This is a genomic window from Streptomyces sp. NPDC041122, from assembly GCF_055592445.1.
The window spans coordinates 187,949-198,350 of the sequence record NZ_JBVIYQ010000012.1; the positions used below are offsets into that span (position 1 = coordinate 187,949).

The following is a 10,402-nucleotide window of genomic DNA, read 5'->3' on the forward strand; positions in this document are numbered from 1 at the left end:
CCTTCGGGTCGGGTCGGGGATCACGGGGCGGGCTTGCAGGTGGGGCAGAGGTCGACGTACCGGCCGTCGCGGCGGCGCCGGGTCCATCCGTCCGTGCGGCCGTCGGCGCGGACCTGTACGGCGGTGAGGGAGCCGAAGCGGGCGCGGGCCGCGGCTGAGTCCGGGCAGTCGCGGGCCTCGTCGGCTTCCGGCTCCTCGTCCTCGTCGACGTCGTCGATGTCGGACTCGCAGTCGGCATGCACGTCAGCGGGATCGCCTGCCTTGATGCCGCAGACGCAGCACTCGAGGAAGTCACCGCTCTCACCGGTCTCCGGCTTGAACCAGCTCGCAAAGTGCAGCAGCTCGGTGGTACCGCAGTCATGGCAGGCCATCGGGCCGGTGTAGCCGTGGCAGCGGGCGATCTCGGATGTGGTGGTCATGAACGCTCCTGGGTCTTGTGGGTCTCTTCGGTGGGGGCGGATTGGCGGGCAGGGCCTTTGATGCGGCGGAACTCGATTCCTGGTTCGCCGGGCCGGTAGCCGTAGCAGCCGGCGAGCGGCCCGTTGCAGGCGCGGCACCGGCTGGTGTCGAACCAGGTGCCGCGGTTGCAGTCGCCGCAGCGGGTGAGCCAGGCCGTACCGGGCCGGGTGGAGGTCCAGTTGGGGTGGCCGCCGTGGCGGCGCCCGAGGTTGTGCATCACCTGGTAGCTGGCGCCCTCGAGTTCCGGATCCGACCAGGCGCTGTAGGGCTTGGGCGGGTGACCGATGAGGACGAGCTCCCCGCCGGGCCAGCGGCAGTCACACCGCGGCCGGCGGCAGCCGCAGACGAGCGACGCGGCGAACTCGAATGCCTTCGCGACGCGCGGGACTCCGGGCCCTTTGACTTCGAGCCAGGCGCCGATGTCGGGCAGCCGGAAGTCGGGGGTGTAGGTGGTACCGGACGGCAGGGTGATCGTCTCGGGTTCGTACTGCCAGGCGATGTCGAGGGTGTCGAGGGTTGCCGCCCACGAGGCTTCGAGGGCCGAGCGGAACGTGGTGCCGCCGTAGTACGTGGGCAGGGCCTCGACGGTCATGTCCCCGCCGAGGGCGCCGGGCCGTCCGGGTATGTGCTCTCGGCGGACCATCTGCTGGTGGATGGATTGCTCCAGCACCTCGCCGACAGTGGCGCTGTGCCAGTCGCGTTGGATGGTCACCAGATGGCTCCTGTCTCGGAGTAGCCGCTGAATTGGTCGGCGTCGATGGGCCGGTAGGACTGCCAGGGCCACTGCTCGCCCTGCTTCACGAAGGCGGGCCAGTCGCGTTCGTCGCGGCTGCCGCGCCAGGGGACGACCCGCCGGCCGCGGGCGCCTTCGACGTTCTGTGCGGACTTCTCGTCCTCGACGGGCCGCAGGCCGAAGCCGAACTCGGGCCAGCGCATCCACAGCGAGCTGCCGAGGGGGCGCAGGGAGCGGGGTCCCATGCCGTTGCCGTGGGGGGCGTGGGCTTCCATGAGGACGGTGCACCCGGCGGTGGCGCGGGCTTCGTCGATGACGACGGAGACTTTGCGGGCGAGTTCCTCGTCGTTGGGGTTGCCGGCGTGGAGCCGGTAGACGGGTCCGATGATGAGCACGTCGGGCTTGATTTTCTCGACGCGGCGCATCGTCCATGCCCGGTCGGACGGCTTGGTCAGGTCCAGGCCGGCGGGGCGGCATTCGATGTGGAACTGGCCTCGGCGCACCGGCTGCTCGAGGTGTTCGGCCGCCGCGAGGAGGGGGCGGAACTTGCGGCGGGATGCGGCCTCTCCGTTCTCGCAGTCGAGGGTCAGAACCCTCACGGGGTCGATCGTCTGTGAGGTCCGGAAGGGGTGGATGCCTGCAGCGAGGGTGACGGACATCTGGCGCAGCAGCGTCGACTTGCCGCCGCCTTCGGATGCCGTGAGGATCAGCCGGTCCTGGCGCTCGAGGAGGCCGGGGACCACCCAGTCGTAGATGTCTTCCTTCTTGACGAAGTCGAGGATGTCCTCGACCGGCAGGTCCTCGGAGGCCATGCCGCGGTCTCGGAGGTCCCGGGATTCGGCGACGACACGTTCGATGAGTTCGGTGGTCTCGCCGGTGGTGCCGTAGCCGGCCTGCACCGTGCGGGTGCCGAGTTCGATCAGGGACCGGCGCAGGCCGCGGTCTTGGACGATCTCGGCGTAGTACTCGCCGTTGGCGGCCGTGGGGACGGCGCGGACGAGTTGGTACAGGTACTGGGTGCCGCCGGCGCGGATGAGGTCGCCGGTGTCGGCGAGGTATTTGCCGAGGGTGATCTGGTCGACGGACAGGCCCCGGGAGTTCATGTGGGCGATGGCGTTGAAGATCAGTTGGTGGCGGGGCTGGTAGAAGGCGGCGGACTCGACGACGTCGAGGACTTCAGCGAGTGCGGTCTTGGAGAGCAGGCAGGCACCGAGGGCGCCCTGCTCGGCTTCGAAGTCCTGTGGCGGGACGCGCTCGAGCGGGATGTCCGCGTAGTCGGGCTCGAGGTCGGTGGTCACTTAGAAGATCCCCCTGTCTTCGGGGCTTTGGCCTACAGCCCTCAGGTGTGGGCGGCCGACGTGGACGGGTGTGCCGGTAGCCGGTTTGGGCGGGAGTTCGGCCCAGCCGCGCATGAAGTACTTCGCCGACTCGACGGAGGTGCGGTCGGCTGTCCGGCGGGCGTAGGCAACGAGTGCGGGGATGCCGCATTTCTCGATCAGCGACAGCACGGGGAACCACTGGTCTCCCTTGAAGGGCCAGCGGACGATCACGCCGCTGGCGCTCATGCTGTCGACGAGTGGCCGCGCCGCGTCGGGGATGCCGTAGCTGCTGTCGGCGGGCTCGTCCGGCGTCCCCTCTGCTTGCTTGCTGGGAGTAGTTGGGGAGTGGGGGCCGGATTCTGACCCTCTAGCACCCCCTAGAGGGCCGGATTCTGACCCTCTAGCACTTGCACCTTGATCCCGTAGTGGGCCGGATTCTGACCCCCCTTGATCCCGTAGTGGGTCAGAATCTGGCCCACTAGGCGTCTGACCTTGATCCCGTAGTGGGCCGGATTCCGGCCCACTAGCAGAACTCGGGCGGACGAAGCCAGTCGCTCGCGGCAGCCGGTACAGAGCCGCCCGAGTCCCCTTGCCAGGCTCCGCGATCTCCAGTTCACCCAAGTCCACGGCGGCCTTCACAGCGGCCTTAACGGTTGACCTCGGGGCGTTCATCGCCCCTACGAAATCCGGGTAGCTGAGCCGCACCTCGCACGCGGAGGTGCGCACCTGGTCGGCCACGTAGAGCAGCGCGATCCGTGCGTTCCCCTTCGACCGGGAGTGGCTCCACACCCAGTGCATGGCGTCCAAGGTCACGGCGGTCTTCTTCCTGGCGGTGCGGATAAGGCGGGTGCGAGTGCCGGCCGGTCAGGGCCCGGCTCGGGCGGGGCGGGCCGCGGTCACGCGGCGGCCTGCTGATCGACTGCAGCTCGCTGGTGGAGCAGGGGGATGGCGGTGGCTGCCTGCAGGCGGACGACGCCGTTGCCGAGGGCGCGAAGCATGGCGTTGCGGAGGGCCGCGGGCGACATGCCTTCTGGTCCGGGGGTGCAGGTCACCCAGCCGTCGGGGAGGCCCATCATCCATTCGGAGAAGACGGGGGTCAGACGTCCCCGAAGGTCAGTTGGCCAGGGGGCGGGTCGTCCGAGGATTCGCCCCCAGCGCCGGATGGCGGGTTCGTACACGCCCCAGTCAAGGTGGGGTTGCCCCGGCCGTAGTTCGAGGACTTCCGCTCGCCATCGGAGGCCGTCGGCGTCGGGAGTAGTTGCGAGGCGGCACTGGGCAGCATCAGGTCGCCAGAGCTGCCCCGCTGGTTCGGGCCACCCTTGTCCCCGTCCGAGGCTCGGGGCGTCGGAAGAAGTCGTGTGACATCCGTCAGCGTCATGCCGTACCCCGACCCGTAGGGCGTCCCGTCCGGCCGGAAATTCGCCGTGTCCCGCGAGTCCGCCACGGTCGGCGTCGGCAGCAGCTTGTTCACTACCACCTCGTTCAACGGTCTGGCGTTCGTGCCCAGCAGGTTCGACTCCCCCGACTTCCAGTCCCGGGCCGCCGGCGTCGGCAGCAACGAGATCGCCGTTCGCAGGTCCGGCCCCCCGTCGCCGTGCAGTCCCGGGCCGTTCGTGTCCGAGGTGCGCGGCGTGGGAAGCAGCTTCACCGCCATGCCGAGCGGCGTGCCCTGCCCGTTCCCGTTGATCCCCTTCGCGAGACTCCGCTGCCGCCTTGCCTCGAATGATTGCGGCGATTCCCCGGCGTTCGGGTTCGATGCGGTCGGCGTCGGCGGCAGCGGGCCACGCGACGATGAAGACGCGCTTCCTGGGGTGGGGAGCGCCGACCTCCGACGCTGCCACGCGTGCCCATTCCGCATCGAGCCCGAGGGTGGCCAGGTCTCCGAGTACGGCACCGAGAGCTCGAAGAATCCCTCCTGTTCCGGTGTCCGTACCCAAAGCCGCAGATCCGGGTTCCAGTCCGCGGTCAGCTTCCGCCGAGAGGAGGCCCTCGACATTTTCGATCACCACCAGTCGTGGTCGGAGTTCGAGGATGGCGCGGGCCATGTGGGCCCACAGGCCAGAGCGGGACTCGGCGGTCAGGCCTGCGCGGCGGCCGGCGGAGGAGACGTCCTGGCAGGGAAAGCCGCCGGTGAGGATGTCGATGGGGCCGTGCTCGTTGAGGACGGCCTGCCAGTCGACCTTGGTGATGTCGCCCAGGTTCGGCGTCATGGGCCAGTGCCGGGCGAGGATCTTCGCGGCGTACTGGTGCTTGTCTTCCTTGCCATTCTTGTCGGGCGGCTCGTACTGGGAGTGCCAGACGACTTCGGCGTCGAAGACGTCCATCACGGCCAGGTCCAGGGCGCCCGTGCCGGTGAACAGGGAACCGATGCGGCACCGCCGGCGCGCGTCGTCGTCGTTGCGGTACGGCATTAGGCGGCTTCCTTCAGGTCGTTGGTGGCGATGACGCGACCGCGGGCGCGGACGACGGTCCGCTGGTGGCAGCCGAGTTGGAGGGCAATCTCGGTGGCGCTCTTGCCTGCGGCGGTGAGGCGGGCGACTTCACGGGCGTCGATTTCGGCGGGGCGTCCGCGCTTGTCGGCGTGTGGGTCGACGTCGGGCTGGGCGGCTGGATCGTCGACGTCGTCCCAGGCGAGGGGGCCGTGCCAGCCTTCGACGGAGGCGCGGCGCTGGTTCTTCCAGTTGATGCCGCGCGTGGTCATGAGCTGCCGGTAGGCACGGTCGACTGCGGCGGCTCGGCGGCCGTCGATGACGGTCCAGCGTCCCTCGGCGAGCAGGCTGATCCCGGCGATGCTCAGACCCGTCAGGGAGGCGATGGTCTGCCGTGAGTGGCCGAGGTAGTACAGGGCCCGGATTCGGCGGATGCTGCCGGTGGCGGGGCGTTCCGACAGGTCATCGAAGCGGCGGGGCTGGACGCCGAGGATGCGGGCGGCGACGTCGTGACGGCAGGACTGGCTGCGGCCGTTGACCAGGTAGGTGATGGTGCTTTGGGCGCAGGCCGCGTTGCGTGCGATGAGGGTGCGGCTCATGCCGCTGTCGAGGAGTTTCTGGATGTGGGGCAGGAGTTCGGCGCGGGGGATCATGTTGCGTTCGCCGTGGAGGAGGCGCCGTTCGCGGGCGATGCCGGCTTGGCGTTGGCCGCGGATGCACTTGGGGCAGCGGCATCCGGGGCGTCCGGTCCTGGTTCCCCGGTAGCGGGCTTCGCTTCCGTGGGGCGGCAGGGGCTTGGCGGTCACCGCTCCTCCTCCCTCGGCTGTTGGATGTCGGTGATGGTCTGCTGGGCGCGGGTGAACGAGGCGCCGATGCGGTCGAAGGCGAGCCGGCCGATGGCGATGACGAGCCAGGCGGCGGCCCCAGCGAGGACCATCGCGGAGGCGGCCCAGATCCACATGGCCCACTGCATGGCCGTCGCGTAGACGTCGATGAGGGCGAGGGCGTCGGTCTTCACGCTGCCCTCCGCTGTTCGGCGCGGGCCTGGCGACGCTGGCGTGCGATGCGGTGGCCGTCGGCGGTCAACTTCCAGACAGCGATCGGATGTCCGTGGGTGGGGCCGCTGGTGGAGGGCACGTACTGGCCGGTCCGCTCGATGATCCCCGCGGTGCGGAGGGAGTTGATGGCGGCGCCGAGGAAGCCGGTACCAAGGTCGGGGAGGACGTCGCGGAGCAAGTTGCAGCTGAACGTGTCGTGGGTCGCCCCGAAATGCAGGACTGCCTGCTCGACGAGGAATCGGTCCCACTCGGAGTGGCGGGCGATGTCGTCGAGGAGCGCGTCCTTGGCGGTCGACGCGAGGCGCTCGGCGACGGTGAGGTGCTTGGTCACAGCTGGTGCTCCTTGATGTAGGCCGCCTCGTCGGCGTGCTCGCGGTCGTGGCAGGGGACGCAGAGCTTGGGCTGGAGGTCGAAACGGTCGATGCGGGCCTCGCACCAGCGGTCGCCGCCGTCGCGGATCTGGTCGATCCACTCGGCGGCCTCGGTCAGCCGCATGTATCCCGCGACATCGACGCAGTCGTGCTCGGGCTTGTACGGGAAGACGGGGCGGGGCTGCTTGCAGCGCTCACAGCGCCCCTCGACCGGCTCCGGCGTCATGACTGCGCCCCGTTGGCCATGCGGAGCCAGCGCTCCGGGGTGCGGGTGCGGAAGAGGACGACCGGGTCGACCACGGCGACGACGATCGCGAACGGGCAGTGCCAGGACAGGTCGGGTGTCAGGCAGTCCGCGTCGCGGTCGACGGGGCTAGCAGGCAGTACCTGGTACAGGGTGCCGTCGGGATAGAACGCGGCGTAGGCCTTAGCGACTTGGCGCTGAGTCGTCAGGTAGACGATGTCGGTGCGCCGGGCGTGGACTGGGCCGTCTAGCTGTGTCACGTACTTGCTAAGTGTGTGATCGGTGCCGGTCTTGTCGGGCGGGAGGAGGGAGTCGCCGACCTTCAGGCCGGGCACTCCGCCGTGGAAGTACGTCATCTCGTGGTCTCCTTGGAGGGAGCCGGCCGCCTTGCCCGCGGCCGGCTCAGGCGTGTGCGGGCTACTGCTGGGCGCTCTTGAGCGCGGTGCCGCGTTCCTTGATGAAGTCGCCGAGGTTGGTCGGCTCGCCGCTGGTCGGGTGCAGGAACGGAGTGGCGAGTGCGCCGTGGGACTCGGCCTCGCGGTATGTAGCGAGGAGTGATTCCGCGGTGGCGTCGTCGGCTGTCGCGGCGTCAATCCAGGCCGACGGGTCGACGGATGCGACCCCGTCGTTCAGCCAGTCGAGGAGCGGCTTGGCGATGTCGGTGCCCCCGTCGGGCCGCTCGAGCACCTGGTTGTGAAGGGCCGGGCAGCGGGACTTGAGGATCTTGAGCGTGTTGCTGACGTCCATGGCGCCGACGACGTCGAACTCGTACTCCACGCCCTTACGCTGCTCGGCGCGCATCCCCATGGCGACGGGCTCCTTGCGCCCGCGGTCGTTCTCCTGGAGGACCCATTCGGTGTGGGAGCGCATCGTGACGACTACGTGCCCGGGGTACGAGAGGAGGGCGTCGATCATCTCGTTCTGCATCGGGGTGACGTCCTTCCACCCGGCGAACGAGTTGTTCCCGTACTTGCCCTTGTGCTTCTCGACCTGATCGAGAGCACCGTCGGTGCCCTTCCAGTAGTGCGAGAGGGAGTCGACGAGCACGACGTCGTATCCGGCCTGCGCTGCGGCGGCGAGCGCCCTTACGAGATCGCGGGGGTCGAAGCGGGACATCTGCAGGACGTCGAACTGGATGCCGTGAATGCCGACGTACTTGGAGGCGGCGCCGCGTTCGGTGTCGATGACGGCGAACCGCTTGGCGCCGGCGAGGCCGTTGGCGAGGGCGAGTGACGTCCACGTCTTGCCGGATCCGGATACGCCCTGGATGGCGATGCGGGCCTTGGCCTGCTCCTTGGTGGCCGGGCGGAAAGTGAAGCCGCCCTCGTCGTACTCGTCGGTCTTCTGCTGGCGTCCGGTGCGGACGGGCTGGCCGAGCTGGGACATGCGGTTCTCCTAGCGGTATTCGCGCTCGACCCAGGCGGGGAGCGAGACGAGGGGGGTTTGGATGTAGCCGGGCCAGTCGTTGGCCGTGCGGCAGAGGGCGTAGGTGTTGAGGGCCCGTTCGTTGAGGTGGCGTCCGATGCCGCAGGCCGTCGAGTCGAGTTCGATCACCGACACGAGGTAGGGCGGTTCCTTCTCCTGGAAGATGAACTTGAACGGGCAGACCAGTTCGGTGAGCCCGAACTCCAGGGCGCCGTCGCGGTAGTACTCCTGCTGCTGGTGGTAGCCGTAGTCGAAGATGTGGTGGGGAAGCTTCGACGGGTTGGCGGTGCGGCAGGACTTGTAGTCGACGAGGGTGCCGTCGTGGCGGGCCCAGTCGATGCGGATGCGTCGCCATACGCCGCGGTCGTTCCAGATGATCGTGCGTTCGGCGATTCCGCTGCCCGGTTCGAGGAGTGCGGCGGCTTCGGGGTGGGAGCGCAGGGCGTCCGCCATGGCGTGGACTTTGTCGAGGTCGCGTTGCTTGAGCGGGATGTTCCCGGCGGCGCGGATCTTCCGGATCTGCTCTTTGACCTCGTTCGTGTCCCATCGGTCGCGCTCGACGAGGACGAGTTCGGGTCCGTCGCCGAGGACGACCTTGTGGGCTGCGGTGCCGAAGTCGAAGGTCGGCTTGTGGGGCTCGGGGTTGTCGACCCAGTGCTTGAACGCGGCGGGGCATTCGGTGGCGAGCTTGCGGGCCCCGGTCGAGGAGAGGCTGCCGCCCGGTACTGGGTCTGCGTGGTAGACCTCGCTGGGGACGTTGTCGTACACGCCCGGCTCGACGTCGGCCGGCGCTTCGACCTCGACGGTGGCGGTCATGCGGCGCTCTCCGTGCAGGTCTCGCAGCGGCCCTGGAGGTCGAACGGGCCGACGCTGTCGCCGCACTTGCAGCCGAGTGGCCCCTCCCCTGTCGCGATGCGCTGGAGGCTGGCGATGCCATTCGGGTCGAGCTTGGCGGCGACCATGGCAGCGGCGTACTCGGGGTAGACCTCGGCGACCTTGGCCGTGTTGACCATGTCGGCGAAGGAGAGGGCGTACAGCAGGTGCTCGGTGAAACTGCCGGGCTGATGTCCGCCGTCCTGGCCGAAAAACCACAGGACATGGCGGGCGGTTTCCCGCGGGATGGTGGGGCTTGTGGTGCTCATGGGACTCCGTTTCGGGGTGTGCTGGGTGGCGGGCCAGGCCCCCGTCGGGGGTGGGGGCCTGGCCCTGGGGTGCCGCGGAGCTGGCCGGCGGCTCGACGCGGCTGGCTATGGGTGGTGTGGTCAGGCGGCGGGCTCGGCCTTGGCGACGTCCTGCTCGGCGCGCTTCTTCAGGTGCGCCTCGTAGTCGTCGTGCCACTTCTGCGGGTCGAAGCCCGCCTTCTCGGCGGCATCCCAGGCGTACTCGCCGAGTTCACCCGCTTCGAGTTCGCCCGCGGTCTCGTTGACGGCCGCCTGAGCGGCACGCGGATCAGCGGCGTAGAGGGCGGTGAGATACCGGAAGGCCGTCCAGTTGGCCACACCGATGTGGATGTGGGCGTGCCACAGATCCGTCTGCTTGTCGTAGTCGGTTTCGCTGAGGTCAGCGGTCGACCGCAGCACCGCCCGGAGCAGGGTCTCGCCCGTCTCGCGAATGTCGGTGGTGACTTCGTAGCGGGGCCGGTCCTCGTCGTAGGCGGCGCCCTCCATGCTGGCGTCCTTCGAGCCTGCGGCGAGCGTCCACAGCCACGACTGGTGGGCGCCGGCGAAGTCCTCTTTCGCGGCCGGGTAGATACCGGCGTGGCGGGTGGGCATCTGCGCGCCGATGAAGTCCTCGGCGAAGAACAGCAGGGGCTTGTCGTCGCCCGCGATACGAAGGCGCACGGTGTCGCCGTTGTTGAAGCGGGACAGGAAGCCGGGGTTGAGGGCGGGGAACATGTCGGTGCCGTCCGCGGGCTGCTCGACCTGCTGGCGGAGGATGCCGCGCCAGTCCGGGAACTCCAGGCTCGTACTGACGGCGATGCTGTAGGTGGTCTGCGGCGAGTCGAAGACCAGCGTGCTGTCCCCTGCCTCGATGGTGATGATGTCGGCGCCCTGTCGGGCGTGGAGCCACTCCCGGAGGGTCCGCAGGTGCGCGGCGGGGATGGTTCGCGCCCACGGCTCCTGCGGCTGGTCGCTCAACTGGTAGCGGGCGACGGCGATCGTGTACCGGTCGGAAGCGACGGCGTACAGGTACTTGGCGTCGACGTCGAGGCGAATGCCGTGCAGGGTCTCGGTGTACTCCGAGCCGATGTGGTCGATCGTCTTGTCGATGAGTCGACCGACTTGGTGGGCGTTGATCGTGACGGTCACGGGTTCCTCCGTGGGATGCTGGTGGGGTCCCCGCCCGCTAACCCCGGGCGGGGGT

At 69.1% G+C, this 10,402-nt stretch carries 14 protein-coding genes; all 14 read right to left on the reverse strand.

All coding sequences use genetic code 11. From position 1 onward, the window contains the following. Window positions 1–20: 20 nt before the first annotated feature. The gene (locus ACZ6B8_RS35715) at window positions 21–419 is read right to left on the reverse strand and encodes a hypothetical protein (RefSeq protein ID WP_471609916.1); all 399 of its coding nucleotides are present in this window, start codon (window positions 417–419) and stop codon (window positions 21–23) included. Further along, window positions 416–1,171, reverse strand: a complete 756-nt coding sequence (locus ACZ6B8_RS35720) for a PDDEXK family nuclease (protein WP_471609917.1) — start codon at window positions 1,169–1,171, stop codon at window positions 416–418. The genes ACZ6B8_RS35715 and ACZ6B8_RS35720 overlap by 4 nt, the downstream gene beginning before the upstream one ends. Next, a complete protein-coding gene (locus tag ACZ6B8_RS35725) occupies window positions 1,168–2,490 on the reverse strand; it encodes a DnaB-like helicase N-terminal domain-containing protein (protein WP_471609918.1) in 1,323 nt (440 codons plus the stop codon). The genes ACZ6B8_RS35720 and ACZ6B8_RS35725 overlap by 4 nt, the downstream gene beginning before the upstream one ends. Then, window positions 2,491–2,757, reverse strand: a complete 267-nt coding sequence (locus ACZ6B8_RS35730) for a hypothetical protein (protein WP_471609919.1) — start codon at window positions 2,755–2,757, stop codon at window positions 2,491–2,493. It abuts the gene before it with no gap. A 650-nt stretch (window positions 2,758–3,407) separates the two neighbouring features. Further along, window positions 3,408–4,922, reverse strand: a complete 1,515-nt coding sequence (locus ACZ6B8_RS35735) for a DNA cytosine methyltransferase (protein ID WP_471609920.1) — start codon at window positions 4,920–4,922, stop codon at window positions 3,408–3,410. Then, window positions 4,922–5,746, reverse strand: coding sequence for a hypothetical protein (locus ACZ6B8_RS35740; protein WP_471609921.1), 825 nt, complete (start codon window positions 5,744–5,746; stop codon window positions 4,922–4,924). The genes ACZ6B8_RS35735 and ACZ6B8_RS35740 overlap by 1 nt, the downstream gene beginning before the upstream one ends. Beyond that, a complete protein-coding gene (locus tag ACZ6B8_RS35745) occupies window positions 5,743–5,958 on the reverse strand; it encodes a hypothetical protein (RefSeq protein ID WP_471609922.1) in 216 nt (71 codons plus the stop codon). The genes ACZ6B8_RS35740 and ACZ6B8_RS35745 overlap by 4 nt, the downstream gene beginning before the upstream one ends. Further along, window positions 5,955–6,329, reverse strand: coding sequence for a hypothetical protein (locus ACZ6B8_RS35750; RefSeq protein WP_471609923.1), 375 nt, complete (start codon window positions 6,327–6,329; stop codon window positions 5,955–5,957). Before ACZ6B8_RS35750 ends, ACZ6B8_RS35745 begins: the two co-directional genes overlap by 4 nt. Further along, complete coding sequence (locus tag ACZ6B8_RS35755) at window positions 6,326–6,595, reverse strand: hypothetical protein (protein WP_471609924.1); 270 nt, start codon at window positions 6,593–6,595, stop codon at window positions 6,326–6,328. Before ACZ6B8_RS35755 ends, ACZ6B8_RS35750 begins: the two co-directional genes overlap by 4 nt. Further along, complete coding sequence (locus tag ACZ6B8_RS35760) at window positions 6,592–6,969, reverse strand: hypothetical protein (protein WP_471609925.1); 378 nt, start codon at window positions 6,967–6,969, stop codon at window positions 6,592–6,594. Before ACZ6B8_RS35760 ends, ACZ6B8_RS35755 begins: the two co-directional genes overlap by 4 nt. A 61-nt stretch (window positions 6,970–7,030) precedes the next feature. Then, window positions 7,031–7,999: an ATP-binding protein gene (locus ACZ6B8_RS35765; protein WP_471609926.1), complete on the reverse strand. Its 969-nt coding sequence runs from the start codon at window positions 7,997–7,999 to the stop codon at window positions 7,031–7,033. Window positions 8,000–8,008: 9 nt separating this feature from the next. Further along, window positions 8,009–8,854 carry a PD-(D/E)XK nuclease-like domain-containing protein gene (locus ACZ6B8_RS35770; RefSeq protein ID WP_471609927.1) on the reverse strand — a complete coding sequence of 282 codons (846 nt, stop codon included), beginning with the start codon at window positions 8,852–8,854 and terminating at the stop codon, window positions 8,009–8,011. Then, entirely contained in the window at window positions 8,851–9,180 is a 330-nt protein-coding gene (locus ACZ6B8_RS35775) for a hypothetical protein (RefSeq protein ID WP_471609928.1), read from the reverse strand. The genes ACZ6B8_RS35770 and ACZ6B8_RS35775 overlap by 4 nt, the downstream gene beginning before the upstream one ends. A 120-nt stretch (window positions 9,181–9,300) precedes the next feature. Continuing rightward, the gene (locus ACZ6B8_RS35780) at window positions 9,301–10,347 is read right to left on the reverse strand and encodes a hypothetical protein (RefSeq protein WP_471609929.1); all 1,047 of its coding nucleotides are present in this window, start codon (window positions 10,345–10,347) and stop codon (window positions 9,301–9,303) included. Between the last annotated feature and the right edge of the window lie 55 nt (window positions 10,348–10,402).

Coding starts and splice junctions, on each gene's coding strand:
- ACZ6B8_RS35760 (WP_471609925.1), bottom strand. CDS start 6,969: ATGACGTACTTCCACGGCGGAGTGCCCGGCCTGAAGGTCGGCGACTCC.
- ACZ6B8_RS35715 (WP_471609916.1), bottom strand. CDS start 419: ATGACCACCACATCCGAGATCGCCCGCTGCCACGGCTACACCGGCCCG.
- ACZ6B8_RS35735 (WP_471609920.1), bottom strand. CDS start 4,922: ATGCCGTACCGCAACGACGACGACGCGCGCCGGCGGTGCCGCATCGGT.
- ACZ6B8_RS35755 (WP_471609924.1), bottom strand. CDS start 6,595: ATGACGCCGGAGCCGGTCGAGGGGCGCTGTGAGCGCTGCAAGCAGCCC.
- ACZ6B8_RS35770 (WP_471609927.1), bottom strand. CDS start 8,854: ATGACCGCCACCGTCGAGGTCGAAGCGCCGGCCGACGTCGAGCCGGGC.
- ACZ6B8_RS35775 (WP_471609928.1), bottom strand. CDS start 9,180: ATGAGCACCACAAGCCCCACCATCCCGCGGGAAACCGCCCGCCATGTC.
- ACZ6B8_RS35730 (WP_471609919.1), bottom strand. CDS start 2,757: ATGAGCGCCAGCGGCGTGATCGTCCGCTGGCCCTTCAAGGGAGACCAG.
- ACZ6B8_RS35765 (WP_471609926.1), bottom strand. CDS start 7,999: ATGTCCCAGCTCGGCCAGCCCGTCCGCACCGGACGCCAGCAGAAGACC.